Genomic DNA, 13,347 nt, shown 5'->3' on the forward strand with positions numbered 1-13,347 from the left:
CCCGAAGGTGTTAGCGCTTGTCGCTGAAGGCCAGTCCTACCGGCAGATTGGCCGGCATCTGGATCTGAGTAAAAATACGGTACTGGGAATAGTCAAACGTGAGCGAAAAAAGCAGGTGAATGAAATGGATAGTACCAACACTGACGGATACGAAACTCAGTAGTATTTGTAACGTTCAACTATCACCATATTCTGACAGGCCAGATGTGGCGAAGGCTAGAGGGCGATCTTACACATTTACGTACGAATCCTTACGCCTAGCCATTAACAATAAAATCTCTAAAGAAATGTCCTATTTTCTGTTTTCCCATAATCCGACAAAGACACGGAGCAGGATAGTGCTACGCATTGTTTCAGCATGCTCTAACCCCATTGCAGTACGACTCCTCTGCAAATTTTTCTTAACCGCATCAACACTAGACTCGTTTGTTTCAGCTAAGGAAGACAGATCCATTCCCCATGCCCACATAAATGACAGCTTAAATTGTTTATCTGTAAGCTCAGGAAAAAGCACTCTCATTTGTATGAGACTATCGAGTTGTGTAAAATTGAAAACAGCCATATGGCCTCTTGGTTAGGTAAGTATGGTTAGCCATTGCAGCCGTCTCGAACACGGCTGCAATGGCGCACTGATTAAAATCAGTCAAAAATAAGTAATCATTCCACAGCGAGTGTTCCGAAATCTTTTATAGAATAAGAAATCCGCACGGCATACGCCTTACGATTCCTCTTTTCAATCACTTCTGCATTAAGTTTCCCTAACTCAGTAAGCTTTTCTATCGACAAAAGAGATTTTTTTATCACAGCCTTATTAAAATCTTTAAATTCTGGATATAGATAAATTTTTTCAGTTGTTTCTGTATCTAACTTAAATAAATTCAGTTCATCCTTTAGTTGGTCAATTGTTATATCGAAATACTTAATCATTCCTGAGCTTATTTTTTTTCTAATAAGCTGATAGAGATTTGAGGCATTTGGATCACTTAGGCGAACGGCAGACAATAGAACTTGCGTCGTATATCCGTCTTTTAGTCGACAAATATAAGGCTCCATTTGCCTTGTAAAATTAATCTCGATGAAACCATCACCTGCCTCGTAATCAATATATTCAGTAAGATTTAGAAGCCTGACACCGTTACCAACTGGCTTTTTCCAAATCAAAGGTTCACCCGCTCTTTGAAAAGGTGGAAGTAGTTCGCTTTTAGGTATTTCTAATGTCATACCCTGCAACTCTTCACCGGCATCTTTTAATTGCTTATAGGCTACAGATATATCGACATTCGCTATTGATGCATAATCATTAGCGCTGACAACGAATGTTTGCCCCCTCTCAATCAGCTGCTTTGAATCAACCTGTGCTATAGCCATAAATAGGACACGCTTTGCAGCTAAAGCCATTTTTGAGAACGTGGCATTAATTTCATGCCTGTGTCTAATTTTAGTAGTCTCCGATACCTTCATTTCTCAACCTCGGAATTAAGAAGCAGTCAAAGAGATACTAACACCTAAAGGTGGATTGTCAATTGGGGATTTATCCGCATTGTAAAATCCGCCACCCACGGCATAGGCATCCACCTTTGAGAAGGGCTTAGAGGGATAATAGGTTAGTAGATAACCAATAATTCCGCACAACTATAACTTTGAAGGCTTTAACTAAATGAAATTATTAAACCGGTAGGTAAATTACAGTCCTATGCTAAAAACAGCATCATCCAACGGCATAGGCATCCACCTTTCACGGCATAGGCATCCACCTTTCACGGCATAGGCATCCACCTCAACGGCATAGGCATCCACCTTTCACGGCATAGGCATCCACCTTTCACGGCATAGGCATCCACCTTTCACGGCATAGGCATCCACCTTTCGTGGCATAGGCATCCACCTTTCAAACCCAATAATAAAATATAATTCATTATAATCAAAACTTTACGGTGTTAAAAAAATGTTACCTAAGTCTATTAAGATCACTAAGGTTAAATAAGTTAGGAATAAGGTTTTCAATAAGATAAAAAAGTTATTAAGGCCACACACTGTGGATAACTAAAAAATCGCTACAAAACCAAATCGCTTAAGCATAAGCGTTCAAAATCACAAGCCAGTATTTTTAACCCACCCTTTAAATCTGCCTCAAAAGCCCTATAAAGGCTTTTAACCGTTCGAAATACGTAGGCACATTTTTTTTTAAAGAAATCAATATGAGCACTCTCAGGACGTTTTAGACGGTGATCCTGCACCCGAAAGGATCATTTTTGGATCCAGTATACTGAAAAGTAGCCCTACGCTTAGCGGCAGTCTTAGTAAGGAATAATAGTTACAACATCAAAAATGGTAATGTGCAAGATCGACCGTGAACTCCTCTGTTAAACCCTCTCTCCGCTCTAAAGGCAAGGAAAAACACCACTATAATACCGAATGTTGTATCTAAACCAAATGTGTAGTGGCAACCACTCCGAGGGGTCAAGAAAAGTTCTTAAGTAGCACCTCCGGACTTTGCCCGGAGGCAGGGAGTTAACGAGACGCAATCCAGCGAAAAGGCGCTTTTCGCCCTTACCTTCTTCATCGTTAAAAGTAAGCTAAAAAACCGGTCTGGCAGGAAAGGGGCAAAATCCGTTTGGGTGCATCCGTTGACACCAGGAGCAAGTATTCCTATCATTGTGTTAATAGTTAACACAGGGGGCGTTATGGCTAGAACAACAAGCGTTACGATTGGCGAGCAACTCGATTCGTTTATCAATCGATTAATAGACAGCGGCCGTTACGGCTCGGCGAGTGAAGTTATGCGCTCTGCTCTGCGATTGCTGGAGCAACAGGAAACAAACGATGAAGTTATTCGCCAGGCTGTTATTGCTGGGCTGGAAAGCGGTGAAAGCTCGCTATCACTGCGGGATATTGCAGCACAAAGAAAACTGAGACATCGTGTATAAACTCACCGAACGGGCGGCAGAAGACTTCGCCGGGATTTATGACTATACGCTCTTGAAATTTGGTGAAGCTCAGGCAGACCATTATACAGACGCACTTGAGGCATTTTTCGAGACACTGGCCGGAATGCCAGATATGGGAAGGGACTACCATGCTGTTCCCGGTGTGATGCGCATTGAATTTCAGCGACATACCATTTTTTATACGGTTCGTGATACGGATATTCTGATTGCACGTATTTTGCACCAACAGATGAACCATAAACGCCATTTACTGTAAATATAAACACGCTGCCGCGCTTTGCCTAGCCAACCCTGATTGGCACGAAGAGTCGGTAACAAGTTTACGGATCGACGTTGTTAAGCTTGCTTAACAACAATTATTGAAAAACCACCGTTGGTAGCAATGGTTTTTCTTTCCAGTTTATCTACGCTTTGTAGCGTGATTAAAGTTAAGGCTAACGGGGAAAAATACTCAAATTAATCAAGGTATAGCACCATATTTTTTTAACATCTCTTCATTTTTAAGTTCGAGAAGGTAATTATCCTGTAAAAAATCTTTGTTACCACTATATCTAATTTTCCATTGATTCAACATTATCCAAACGAACGCAGCCCTTTCAGTCATGAGAATTTTATCCTCATTATCTGCCATTCCGTAGTCACGCCTTACACGTTCTTTTGCATCTTTGTCGAGATCACTTTTAATCTCTATATCTAAAGGAACGACACCATTCCATAGTTCATCATAATCCAAACCATATTCTCTACCAACTTTTACGCCATCATCATTTACGCTAATTATCCTAGAGAAATTAAAATTTTTATATTTAACGTTACCATTAGCCCCAGGATGATTAGCTCTGAAAATCCAATTTATCCCATCAAACAAGATAACAAGCGGAACAATAGATCTCTCGGACAAATCACGCCCGGCAGCTGAATTATAAATACAAGAAATCATTAACCCTTGGAAAATAGCTCTGGTTATTGCTGAAACTTTCTTATTGCATATTGGATTGGTGTTAACACCTATTCTTTCAAATTTAATAAATCCTTTGTTTTTTATTATTCTATTTTTATCAAAGCCATTTGCAAGCATAAAAAGTGCATCTTCTGCCTTTAACTCGACAAACGGAATGAAATCTTTTAAATTCAAAAAGAATTTCTTTTCTGACTGATTGTAATAAAGGTTATCTGCTCTTATTTCTTTATACTCGGATATAATCCTACTAGCAGTTATTTCAGAAACCCCAAACTCTTCCATCAAGTCAGATCTTGATAAGACACCTGTATAAAAAATTTTAAAATCTATAAAAGATAACCTAATAGCTAGCTCTTGGTTTTTTTCTAAAAAAAATTGAAAGTTCATAATGAAACCCCGTGGTAAACCATGATTCATTATAGCATGCACCACCGAATAAGCATCTTTTTTGTGGTAAGCGCAGATCAAAATGATATGCGATTGTTGACAAATGTAACCCCATGCGCTACATTGTAGATGCATGAGAAGAACGGTCTTCTCAGCATTTATCTAAAGAGGTTCAAATGGCCACAAATCCTCCAAAAGACAACAGTCGAATCGGTATGGTTCGTCAGCGCTCTCAGACATTTAATCCAGTAACGGATACTTGGGTTAAGCGCGATACTGAAACAGGACGTTTCATGGACGTAAAATCAGATGGTACTCCGTTCAAGGGAGTACGTAAGGAAAAATAAAGGGGTATTGGTTTAACCAATACCCCTTTATTTATGTGTTGCACTTAACTTTTGCGGGGAAAGTGCAATAGTCATCAGCAAAGAGACTGTTGAGTAGAATCTCAATTTTTAGGGGAAAGGTCAACAGTCTCAATCCTTAGAGATCATCAAATGAGATTTACACATCACGACCTGAGAACGCTAAAAGCTGGGCAAGTAGTTTCAGTCACATTGTCTGGAAATGCAGCAAATGTAAAACTTATGGATTCTTATAATTTTAATAATTATAAAAATAGGAAGCAGCACCATTATTATGGTGGGCATATAACATCATCACGAACGCGGCTTGAAGTTCCATCCACAGGGCAATGGCATCTCACCATAGATTTGGGTGGATACCAAGGAAATGTCAGATCGAATGTTCAAGTTTACTAACCCAGGAAGAGGCTCAAATGAGCCTCTTTAATATATATGAAATCACTTGTTTTATTTGGTAGTAAAGCTCGTCACGATAGTGATGCTGGTTCTGATATAGACCTTCTTGGTATTTATGATGGTGAAAAGATAAAATCTATAGCACATGAATCTGTACATCTTTTTCTATATCCTGAGGAAACTATATTAGAGAAAATGACATCGGGTGATCTATTTGCCTTGCATTTAAAAGAAGAGTCGATACCGTTATACGGGGAGGATTTGATTTCTGATATTTTTTCAAAATTTGAATACAAAAAAAACTATGACTACGAAATAAGTAAAGCGATTTTCTTAGTGTCGGAAATTGCAATTTCGTATGACAGAATAAAAAACAAAAAAAAGGCTAATAAAAAAATATCTTGGTGCACCAGAACAGCAATAATAGCCCTGTCAGCAGAAAATAGGGAGCCTGTTTTTTCGAAGAGAAAAATTGCCAGTTACTTGGAAATACCAGGTGTTTCGGCAAGTGACATAGAAATTCTAATAAACATAAAAAATTTCTCAAAGAAAATCCCTGAAAAATACATAGAAAAGATATTTTTATTTTCTATGCACTTTGATTATATATATAAGGATTATAATAGGTTATTAAATGACCCTTTTATAAAAAAATCAATAAGCGACCTAGCGGATAAAAAAAGTTCAGATGGGTATTAAATCACAGCAAAACCAGCTGTTGAGTCGGATAAGTGCAGTCTAGCAACAGGCTGCGCTTATCCGACTACCTGATAGGAATCTATGCCGGAAAACGTTTGTAGACAACCATCCCGGTAGGATGGAGGCTAAAGTCGATATTCGAGGTTTTAAACTGCTGCGCAGTGACCCCACTAAAGATTGAATCACATAACCAAGCGGCCATAGCTGCATTGATGGCACATGTTTCAATTTCCTTTAGGTCGTCTATCTTCACTGCCTCAATGAGCTGCTGCCCGAGCACCTTGCGCAAAAGCCTTCCCTTTTTCCCTGACCATATCTTCCCGCGAACGAGCAATATCGATCATGGCTACTGGGTCAATTTCTGTTTGGTAAAAAATGACTTCTTCCTGAAGCTCATTGAATACCCTTATTTTTATCAGCATTTTTTCTCCTTAGTATTTATGGTAGGTCAGATATGAAATATCCGCCCTCCTCCTTCTGGCAACTCAACGGTCAGACTCAGCTTCCCGCCCATTGCCTCAATATAACGTTTAAGTGTTGCCAGCTTAACATCGTTGCCTCGTTGCTCAATTTGAGTTATCGCAGGCTGGCTGACTCCGGGGTCCGTTTGGGAAACGGGTAATATTGTACGGTAGGCCTATTATTGTACTAACTTGCCTTTCGCAATGGGGTACACCCTGAAGCCATAACCAAAACGTGACGGCATACGATTAATAACATAACCTATATGCGATAGATTAAATGCAATAACGTAAATGCGACAAAGGCGGTTGAAAAATGTTCATCAGAGCTTATTTAAGGGCATCGACGGAAGACCAGTTCGCCGATCGGGCAAAAGAGATGCTGGAGCAGTTCGTCCTGGAGCGAGGACATAAAATAGCCAGCTACTACCGGGAGAACATCAGTGGGACAAAACTTGATCGCCCTGAGCTAGGTCGCTTACTGATGGACAGTCACCACAATGATATTCTGCTGGTCGAGCAGATAGACCGCCTGACCCGTCTCAGCCACAGCGACTGGATGACGTTGAAAAAGCAGATTGAGCAGCATGAGTTACGGATTGTCAGCCTGGATGTCCCCACATCATGGCAGGCTCTGTCAGAGAAAGATCCTTCGCAAGCTGACCCAATCACTCGCGCCGTGATAACCGCCATTAATAACATGCTTATCGACCTGATGGCCGCGATGTCGCATAAGGACTGGCTGAGTCGCCGCCAGCGGCAAAAACAGGGAATTGAACGTGCACATACGCTGGGTAAATACCGGGGAAAACAGGCAGATCAGGAACGACATCAGAAAGTCCTGTACTACCGGCAGATTAAGAAACTGAGCATCCGGGAAACAGCAGACGCGACAGGCTACAGTGCTTCCCAGGTTTGTCGCATTCAGGCCCTCTATAAAGAAGTGGGACCTGATTAAAAAGTAGTCTCACGTACAATGTTTTCTGTTTCCCCAATGGGTATTAGACGTCGGCTAGTTTCGCTGACGTTTTGTCTCTCATACTGGGCACTTAAAGAGCGGCGGATGATGAAAGGCTGAGAGCCAGCCCTCAGCTCATCAAGCAAATGCCGTAATCATCTAAGCTTCTTTTTGATGAAAAGTTGCACTACTTAACGATTTGCGCTAGAGTCGTTTCTATGAAATCGTTAAGTTTGATTATAAAAGAGGTGCGCAATGACTACCGTTCATGAAAAACAGCGCAACAAAACAGCAGACGCTGAAAACAAGATCAATGTCTTAGCTGCTGAGCGCTTCCGTGACATAGTTACAGACTATGCTGGTTCAATTGGCACAGGTGTAACTCCGATCTCTATTGAGAGCATGGGTAAAACTGACCCTGTTTTCGTATTAGAAATGTTAAATAGCATATTTAAAGATAAAGCTTTAAATGCTTTAACGCCTGAAAAGAAAAAGTTATTTCGTCGGCAATATAGTAAGGCTATATTTCTAAATACCTTACGTGAGCATGGTGGCGTGCTTTCCTCCGCTGAGGTTGCAAAAGAGATTGGAAAATCTAAAGTTACGGTAAAAACCAGAAAGGACAATAATAAATTATTGGCTTTAAACCTCGATGGAGAGTTTTTCTACCCTGTTTTTCAGTTTGTTAAAGAAAAAGAAAAAGAAAATTCGAATAGTAGTGTCTTAAAGGGAATGGATGAACTAATTCCTTTATTACAAAATTTCAGTGACAGAATGAAATATTCATTTTTCATGAAAAAAAGAAATACTACTTTAGATGGATTAAATCCAAAAGGCAGAGAATTTACTGTAGCCCAATTATTGAAAGAAAAACCTAATGAAATAGTAATGAATGAGCTTAAAAGATTAGCTCGCCTTGAAGGTACTCAGGATCCAGCCTGATGAAGGGGGTGCTTGCCCCCCTTGTTTTATTCTTCTACTGGAATTTTCAATTTATACACCAGAACGTCAGCGGCTTCCTCACCATTGATGGTTAACTTACTGAGAGAAGTCTGTGATGCTGTGGTTGCAATTCCATCCCCGCTGGGATCGTTATGCCAAATCGCATAACAAGTCTGGGCTGTGACATTAGATACAAACTCAATCCCATCCATTCCTGCTGCGTGAGCCTTTTCCGCCAGTTTCTGTGTTACTGACCTCGATGAGGTGGTCAGATCATGAAGCTTGATACTGGTTTGCGCGAGAAGTGCAGAAGACTGCACGACCTTTAAATCCTTGAGTGTCACTACATCTGCCATGATGTAATTATCAAGGTCAGATTCCGTCATACTGAGCGTGTTCTGTAAAACTTCTTTCATCGCAGTAAGTGGATCTTTGGCTAAGTAAATCGTGCCAGTTTTCCCGCCAGGCACACAAAAACGTGTGTCTGACCCTACGTTGTTGAAAAAAACACTACTACCGCCATGAAGGCCGAACTGTAGGCGATTGGTAGTTGTTTCCGCAGGTAGTACAGAACTACATTCCTGAAAAGTGGAATCAGTTAATGCTTCGATTTTGGCTAGTGCCAAAATATCGTGTTCATCCAATTTTTCAGCGTTGGAATCTTCAGGTACTGCGTTAATTACTTCGTCGTTTTGGTTTTCCTCGAATGACATGCTCTGTTCCTCGTGTTAGGTGAATGGTTCTTATATAAGCCATGGGCTTAATCTCCATTAAAATGATAGAATAGCTGATCATTTGTAGGCATCAGCTGAGCCCACCTCATGGGTGAGGGGGGGGATTGAATTCTATGGGAAACATTTAGTTACGCAACATATATTCAATTATTAAAAGTAATATTTTTGGGGATATCACACAGTTTCATTTTTCGTTCGTTATTTCATCAATCGATGAAGTTATTGGAACGTTTTGGCGAAACTGACTCTCTTTAACATAATGGTCATTTAGCGCCCTTCCTGATCGGCACTCATGCGCTGCAGCCGCCGGAAGGCGTAAAACTCTCACTTATCCGCCCTGAAAATCCTTTTTTCATGTTGCTAATTTGTTAATGAAATATCAGATTCGATTTCACCTTGTTTATTGACGGAAACCCGATTTTTTGGCGCTTTCTCTGCTTCATTTTCTAATTTACTTATTAAGTTAATAACTTATTGACTTAATGGTTAGGCAAACTATAATCATCAAATATTAGTAACTTATTAGCTTAATAACTTATTGAGGTGTTTATGATAATAGTTATCGGTTCTCAAAAAGGCGGAGTTGGGAAATCAACGTTAGCCGTCAACATTGGCGGGTATCTGCTGGAGAAAGGACACAGCGTGATGATTGTTGATGCTGATGACCAGCAATCAGTCATGAGCTGGTACAACGACAGGGACGAAGGCCGCCAACGTCTACCGGTTGTCTCAGCGTCGGGCAACATCAAAAATACGTTGTTTGAACTGGATAAGCACTATGACTACGTGATCGCCGATACCGCAGGCCGAGACAGCCAGGAACTCCGTTCTGGTCTGTTAGCCGCTAATATCTTCATTACTCCTATCCGCCCTTCCCAGATGGATTTAGACACTGTTTCACATATATCAAACGTCTTTAATACCGCGCTTGATTACAACGAAACTGCAAAAGGCTATGTCCTGCTAAATATGTGCCCGACTAATATTTTTGTCGATGAAGCGCATCAGGCCGCAGACCTCCTGAAAGAGTATCCGTCACTATCGCTCGTTAACAGCCGTGTATGTGATCGCAAGATTTATCGCGATACATGGGGTGACAGCGTAACCGTGCAAGAAAGCGAGAATACCAAGGCAAAAGACGAGATTAAAAATCTAGTGGAGGAAGTGATCCTATGAAAAACCGTAACATCAAATCGGAGAGCGATTTCATCAACGCAGCTACTTCTCTGCCTAAAAAAGATAGCGCCGGTAATGGCCGTAAACGCAGCTATAAGGCTATCTCTGCCAGTCTGACAGAATCGCATATCGATTCGTTAGATGACGTTATAAAGAGCGCGGCTGTTAATGGCCATTTGGGTATTACCCGATCAGACGTTATCAAAGCAGCGATTGAGATTTTTACTGCTCAGGATGCATCCGAGAAGTTAAGCGCTGTACTGAAAATAAAAACAGGCGAATGAAGCACTACGGAGTTAGTAACTTGTTAAGCTGCTAACTTAATTAGTTATTAGCTTAATGGTTGTCTGCAAAGGTATGGGACATATCACGCTTAAACAAACGATGCAGAGGTCGCAGTCGTTCAGAAGCTGGCAGGGGAAAGAACCCTAATCTGCACAAACGGCGTGCTACAACTCCTTGAAGTATTAAGCTATTAAGCAACTAAGTTATGAGTTTAATAGCTTTTAAATTTGAAATCCGTTGATAGTACTTAGACCATTGGTCACAAGACCCAACGACCAATTGTTAACTTGTTTGTTGCGATATGCATCATCATGAATAAGAACGCAATGCACACAAGTGTTACCGATTCGGCACCGTATTGTTTAGCGGGAAATAGGCCAAAAATGAAACTTGCAACAAACGCCCATTTAGCCCACTTCCCTGAAAAATGTCCTACGATCAATCCCGCATCCATCCTGTCCTTCATAATATTTCCTTGTTATTGATTTACGATGTAAAAATACGCCAATTTAATTTAAGTTCAACTCCGCATTAGAGAAGCCTTTAAAGCTGGAAGGCCAACTAGCCGCTCATAAATTCCGGGCTAATAACTTACCAAGTAGTTAACTTAATAAGTTATTAACCCATTAATTCATTGTATCCTCGTTAGTCCTCAACGCTGTATATCGAGCCAACTTTGCTGTAACCACAAATGCAACAGACTAAAGCTAGAAGCACTTCACCAGTAGGGTACGAATGGATCCTGTGCTGAAGTAGATATGTGGAGATAGGCTAGAACAAAGCAGAACGGTACTGTTTTAGTTATTTTTGAGAACCGGTTCTGTTTAATTGTGGTATTGCTGCCTAAGAAGTATCAATTTGCAGTAGTTCAAGGAAGGTATACTCATACAGTACCGAATTTCTCTAGTTCGGTGTAGGGATAACCTTCCGACCCGAACCGACCTTTCATTTCACGATTTAAACGGCTTTGTAGAGCGAACAGGGACTAGGTCTTCTTTTTGGGGTAAATGGACAGTTTTTTGCTTCGGGTTGCCTACTAGCCGCTATGTCACTAAAGCATATACCTCTGATACAATTAGAGTGTATCAATGGGGGGATCTTGATGCTGTACAGCGGCAGAAATGAGGAATTTCTGACAGGCCTATTTTCTAAGTAAAAAAGTAATGCTTTATTTAGCTTTGGGAGTGTCGAACTACCTGCTGGCGTTTATATATAATTTTTTATAAAAATAATGTAAATGAATAAGGAAATAAAAAATGGCAATAACAGTTGGTTTTATTAGTGAAAAAGGCGGCGTAGGTAAAACAACATCTTGCTACCATATTGCTGAAGGACTAAGTCGGTTCCATAATAAAAAGGTGCTAGTTATTGATGCAGACTATCAAAGGGGCGGAATAACTGGGCGTTTCTTTCCTCAGTTAATTGAAAACTTTGGTAAACAAGATCCAAAAGGAACTACCTTATTTAATAAATATCAGCAGTTATACAGTGCAACTCAACAAACTGATGATATTAATATAATTAAATTCAACCTTGATATCGATGTTATACCTGCTGATCCACGGCTATCAACTGTTTCAACAGATAAACTTCCAAGTACAAATAATATACGATCAAATAACGCTATACTTTTGCAGCATTTAAGAACAATAAGATTGGTTCTAGACCCAATTGAAGAAAAATACGACTATATTTTAATTGATTCACACCCTGAAGTTTCGGATGTCATGAGGTCAATAATCTATGCATCTGATTATTGTGTTTCGCCGGTAAAACTTGACCGTCAATCATCTATTGGTGTTGCTACTGTAATTGGCGAGATTGCAAACGTTAATGAAGATATCGAGATGCTAAGAAATGCACTCAACGTCGGTGATCCTTACCAAGATACTATCTTCGCAGGTGCAATGGGTATGATGGCTAGAGAGTATGCGGAAGAACTAAAGCAAACTGAGCAACTGGAGTACAACAGGCTACGTCAGGCTGGAGATATCTTTGAGTATTACGTCACTGAGGGTGATGGATTGCGTGTTGCTGCGGCGGATCGTGTTTCGGTGTATGATGTTCAGATTAACAACGCCTACAAGCAGGCGGGGCAGTTTAAGAATCTAACAAATGAGTTTATGGGAGTTTGTCGATGATAGATATCAAACAATTAATCTCTTGGCTTGGTGTTGATGGAACTAAAGCTGGGTTGGATAAAAGTGAAATGACAAACAGTGAGTTAATCGAATCCTTTGGGGATCTTCTACCAAAAAACTCGGCTAAACTAAAGCGGTTAGAAATAATAGACGAAATAATATTTGCCACACGTAAACAATCGCATAAAACTGTTGAAGAGCTTATGGATATGTCGAAAGAGGATTTATCATCTTATTTCTCAGATCAAAAATATAGCAGAAAAGAGTTATTGGACCTTTTATATACTTTTGAAATAAGACCTGGGAGTACAGCAAAGAAAAATCTAACTGAGTTTACCATAAGTGAAATCAGTGAAATAGGAATGTATCGTCGAGTAGCCAAGGGCAATCATCAATAATAATTGGCAAGCTGCAAAATATGTGGCTTGCTTTTTTGATTATTTATATTTAGGGGTTTTAATAAGGATGTGTTTTCGCATAGGTGACATTGTATATATTAAATCCGAACAAAAAGAAATGACCGTGGCTGATTTTAATAATTATAATACGCCCCCTGTAGTACTTTGCGTTTGGTTAGATAAATATATGCACGTTATAGAATACTGGTTTCCGATTGCTGTTTTAGAAAAAAAAACACCTAGATCCTCATAAGTAACAGCCCATTCTATATGGGCTTCTCTTGCTTGAAAAATAATTCATTGAATGCTAGAGCGAAGCTATCCATGCCCAGCAGGCCTTACGCTAAGAAATCGACTATTTTCCCCACCGCACATACTATGTGGTAGCCTTTTTCCGTAACAACGCATTTTTAACAATACGGCTAGGCGTAAGGATTCATGCGTAAATGTGTAAGATCGCCCTCTAGCCCTTACCACATAAGCTCTATCAGAATTT

The 13,347-nt window shown here is 40.1% G+C and carries 17 protein-coding genes and 1 pseudogene; 11 read left to right on the forward strand and 7 right to left on the reverse strand.

Annotation, left to right across the window (positions count from 1 at the left end; all coding sequences use genetic code 11):
* Positions 1 to 292: 292 nt before the first annotated feature.
* A complete protein-coding gene (locus tag DJ39_RS11345) occupies positions 293 to 562 on the reverse strand; it encodes a hypothetical protein (RefSeq protein WP_038251368.1) in 270 nt (89 codons plus the stop codon).
* 95 nt (positions 563 to 657) lie between these two features.
* Entirely contained in the window at positions 658 to 1,461 is an 804-nt protein-coding gene (locus tag DJ39_RS11350) for a replication initiation protein (protein ID WP_004723260.1), read from the reverse strand.
* Between the two features lie 1,223 nt (positions 1,462 to 2,684).
* On the opposite strand from DJ39_RS11350, the gene DJ39_RS11355 reads away from it, so the two are divergent.
* Positions 2,685 to 2,927, forward strand: a complete 243-nt coding sequence (locus DJ39_RS11355; RefSeq protein ID WP_038251370.1) for a type II toxin-antitoxin system ParD family antitoxin — start codon at positions 2,685 to 2,687, stop codon at positions 2,925 to 2,927.
* Positions 2,920 to 3,204, forward strand: a complete 285-nt coding sequence (locus tag DJ39_RS11360; protein ID WP_038251372.1) for a type II toxin-antitoxin system RelE/ParE family toxin — start codon at positions 2,920 to 2,922, stop codon at positions 3,202 to 3,204. Before DJ39_RS11355 ends, DJ39_RS11360 begins: the two co-directional genes overlap by 8 nt.
* Positions 3,205 to 3,408: 204 nt before the next feature.
* On the opposite strand, the gene DJ39_RS11365 is transcribed toward DJ39_RS11360, so the two are convergent.
* On the reverse strand, positions 3,409 to 4,296 hold the full coding sequence (locus DJ39_RS11365; protein ID WP_049688246.1) for a BrxR family helix-turn-helix transcriptional regulator: 888 nt from the start codon (positions 4,294 to 4,296) through the stop codon (positions 3,409 to 3,411).
* Positions 4,297 to 4,472: 176 nt separating this feature from the next.
* Here DJ39_RS11365 and DJ39_RS18120 point away from each other — a divergent pair, with 176 nt between their 5' ends.
* From DJ39_RS18120 to DJ39_RS11370, 3 genes are all read left to right on the forward strand, one after another.
* A complete protein-coding gene (locus DJ39_RS18120; RefSeq protein WP_169309805.1) occupies positions 4,473 to 4,643 on the forward strand; it encodes a hypothetical protein in 171 nt (56 codons plus the stop codon).
* Between the two features lie 150 nt (positions 4,644 to 4,793).
* On the forward strand, positions 4,794 to 5,057 hold the full coding sequence (locus DJ39_RS18460; RefSeq protein ID WP_071815399.1) for a DUF1883 domain-containing protein: 264 nt from the start codon (positions 4,794 to 4,796) through the stop codon (positions 5,055 to 5,057).
* A 36-nt stretch (positions 5,058 to 5,093) separates the two neighbouring features.
* Positions 5,094 to 5,756, forward strand: a complete 663-nt coding sequence (locus DJ39_RS11370) for a hypothetical protein (RefSeq protein ID WP_038251374.1) — start codon at positions 5,094 to 5,096, stop codon at positions 5,754 to 5,756.
* 257 nt (positions 5,757 to 6,013) lie between these two features.
* On the opposite strand, the gene DJ39_RS17955 is transcribed toward DJ39_RS11370, so the two are convergent.
* Positions 6,014 to 6,178 (reverse strand): hypothetical protein, encoded by a 165-nt coding sequence (locus DJ39_RS17955; protein WP_004723268.1) that lies wholly within the window; start codon positions 6,176 to 6,178, stop codon positions 6,014 to 6,016.
* A 26-nt stretch (positions 6,179 to 6,204) separates the two neighbouring features.
* A pseudogene (locus DJ39_RS17510) lies at positions 6,205 to 6,354 on the reverse strand (helix-turn-helix domain-containing protein); the annotation flags it as partial.
* A 179-nt stretch (positions 6,355 to 6,533) separates the two neighbouring features.
* On the opposite strand from DJ39_RS17510, the gene DJ39_RS11380 reads away from it, so the two are divergent.
* A complete protein-coding gene (locus DJ39_RS11380; protein WP_004723269.1) occupies positions 6,534 to 7,175 on the forward strand; it encodes a recombinase family protein in 642 nt (213 codons plus the stop codon).
* Positions 7,176 to 7,430: 255 nt separating this feature from the next.
* A complete protein-coding gene (locus tag DJ39_RS11385) occupies positions 7,431 to 8,117 on the forward strand; it encodes a hypothetical protein (RefSeq protein WP_004723270.1) in 687 nt (228 codons plus the stop codon).
* A gap of 26 nt (positions 8,118 to 8,143) precedes the next feature.
* On the opposite strand, the gene DJ39_RS11390 is transcribed toward DJ39_RS11385, so the two are convergent.
* Positions 8,144 to 8,830, reverse strand: a complete 687-nt coding sequence (locus DJ39_RS11390; protein ID WP_004723271.1) for an RES family NAD+ phosphorylase — start codon at positions 8,828 to 8,830, stop codon at positions 8,144 to 8,146.
* Positions 8,831 to 9,400: 570 nt separating this feature from the next.
* On the opposite strand from DJ39_RS11390, the gene DJ39_RS11395 reads away from it, so the two are divergent.
* Together DJ39_RS11395 and DJ39_RS11400 are read left to right on the forward strand one after the other, a co-directional pair.
* The gene (locus tag DJ39_RS11395; RefSeq protein WP_004723272.1) at positions 9,401 to 10,027 is read left to right on the forward strand and encodes a ParA family protein; all 627 of its coding nucleotides are present in this window, start codon (positions 9,401 to 9,403) and stop codon (positions 10,025 to 10,027) included.
* Entirely contained in the window at positions 10,024 to 10,311 is a 288-nt protein-coding gene (locus DJ39_RS11400; protein WP_038251376.1) for a hypothetical protein, read from the forward strand. Before DJ39_RS11395 ends, DJ39_RS11400 begins: the two co-directional genes overlap by 4 nt.
* Before the next feature lie 260 nt (positions 10,312 to 10,571).
* On the opposite strand, the gene DJ39_RS11405 is transcribed toward DJ39_RS11400, so the two are convergent.
* The gene (locus tag DJ39_RS11405; RefSeq protein WP_038251378.1) at positions 10,572 to 10,778 is read right to left on the reverse strand and encodes a hypothetical protein; all 207 of its coding nucleotides are present in this window, start codon (positions 10,776 to 10,778) and stop codon (positions 10,572 to 10,574) included.
* Between the two features lie 790 nt (positions 10,779 to 11,568).
* On the opposite strand from DJ39_RS11405, the gene DJ39_RS11410 reads away from it, so the two are divergent.
* Together DJ39_RS11410 and DJ39_RS11415 are read left to right on the forward strand one after the other, a co-directional pair.
* Positions 11,569 to 12,453, forward strand: coding sequence for a ParA family protein (locus DJ39_RS11410; protein ID WP_004723273.1), 885 nt, complete (start codon positions 11,569 to 11,571; stop codon positions 12,451 to 12,453).
* On the forward strand, positions 12,450 to 12,851 hold the full coding sequence (locus tag DJ39_RS11415; protein ID WP_038251379.1) for a hypothetical protein: 402 nt from the start codon (positions 12,450 to 12,452) through the stop codon (positions 12,849 to 12,851). Before DJ39_RS11410 ends, DJ39_RS11415 begins: the two co-directional genes overlap by 4 nt.
* The last annotated feature ends 496 nt before the right edge of the window (positions 12,852 to 13,347 follow it).

The organism is Yersinia ruckeri ATCC 29473 (assembly GCF_000754815.1).
In the GTDB taxonomy this organism is placed as follows: domain Bacteria; phylum Pseudomonadota; class Gammaproteobacteria; order Enterobacterales; family Enterobacteriaceae; genus Yersinia; species Yersinia ruckeri.

What these genes read in the sequence shown, in the direction of transcription:
- DJ39_RS11390 (WP_004723271.1), bottom strand. Translation starts at nt 8,830, where the DNA reads ATGTCATTCGAGGAAAACCAAAACGACGAAGTAATTAACGCAGTACCT.
- DJ39_RS11385 (WP_004723270.1), top strand. Translation starts at nt 7,431, where the DNA reads ATGACTACCGTTCATGAAAAACAGCGCAACAAAACAGCAGACGCTGAA.
- DJ39_RS11355 (WP_038251370.1), top strand. Translation starts at nt 2,685, where the DNA reads ATGGCTAGAACAACAAGCGTTACGATTGGCGAGCAACTCGATTCGTTT.
- DJ39_RS18120 (WP_169309805.1), top strand. Translation starts at nt 4,473, where the DNA reads ATGGCCACAAATCCTCCAAAAGACAACAGTCGAATCGGTATGGTTCGT.
- DJ39_RS11365 (WP_049688246.1), bottom strand. Translation starts at nt 4,296, where the DNA reads ATGAACTTTCAATTTTTTTTAGAAAAAAACCAAGAGCTAGCTATTAGG.
- DJ39_RS18460 (WP_071815399.1), top strand. Translation starts at nt 4,794, where the DNA reads ATGAGATTTACACATCACGACCTGAGAACGCTAAAAGCTGGGCAAGTA.
- DJ39_RS11395 (WP_004723272.1), top strand. Translation starts at nt 9,401, where the DNA reads ATGATAATAGTTATCGGTTCTCAAAAAGGCGGAGTTGGGAAATCAACG.
- DJ39_RS11350 (WP_004723260.1), bottom strand. Translation starts at nt 1,461, where the DNA reads ATGAAGGTATCGGAGACTACTAAAATTAGACACAGGCATGAAATTAAT.
- DJ39_RS11370 (WP_038251374.1), top strand. Translation starts at nt 5,094, where the DNA reads ATGAAATCACTTGTTTTATTTGGTAGTAAAGCTCGTCACGATAGTGAT.
- DJ39_RS11405 (WP_038251378.1), bottom strand. Translation starts at nt 10,778, where the DNA reads ATGAAGGACAGGATGGATGCGGGATTGATCGTAGGACATTTTTCAGGG.
- DJ39_RS11345 (WP_038251368.1), bottom strand. Translation starts at nt 562, where the DNA reads ATGGCTGTTTTCAATTTTACACAACTCGATAGTCTCATACAAATGAGA.
- DJ39_RS17955 (WP_004723268.1), bottom strand. Translation starts at nt 6,178, where the DNA reads ATGCTGATAAAAATAAGGGTATTCAATGAGCTTCAGGAAGAAGTCATT.
- DJ39_RS11410 (WP_004723273.1), top strand. Translation starts at nt 11,569, where the DNA reads ATGGCAATAACAGTTGGTTTTATTAGTGAAAAAGGCGGCGTAGGTAAA.
- DJ39_RS11400 (WP_038251376.1), top strand. Translation starts at nt 10,024, where the DNA reads ATGAAAAACCGTAACATCAAATCGGAGAGCGATTTCATCAACGCAGCT.
- DJ39_RS11380 (WP_004723269.1), top strand. Translation starts at nt 6,534, where the DNA reads ATGTTCATCAGAGCTTATTTAAGGGCATCGACGGAAGACCAGTTCGCC.
- DJ39_RS11415 (WP_038251379.1), top strand. Translation starts at nt 12,450, where the DNA reads ATGATAGATATCAAACAATTAATCTCTTGGCTTGGTGTTGATGGAACT.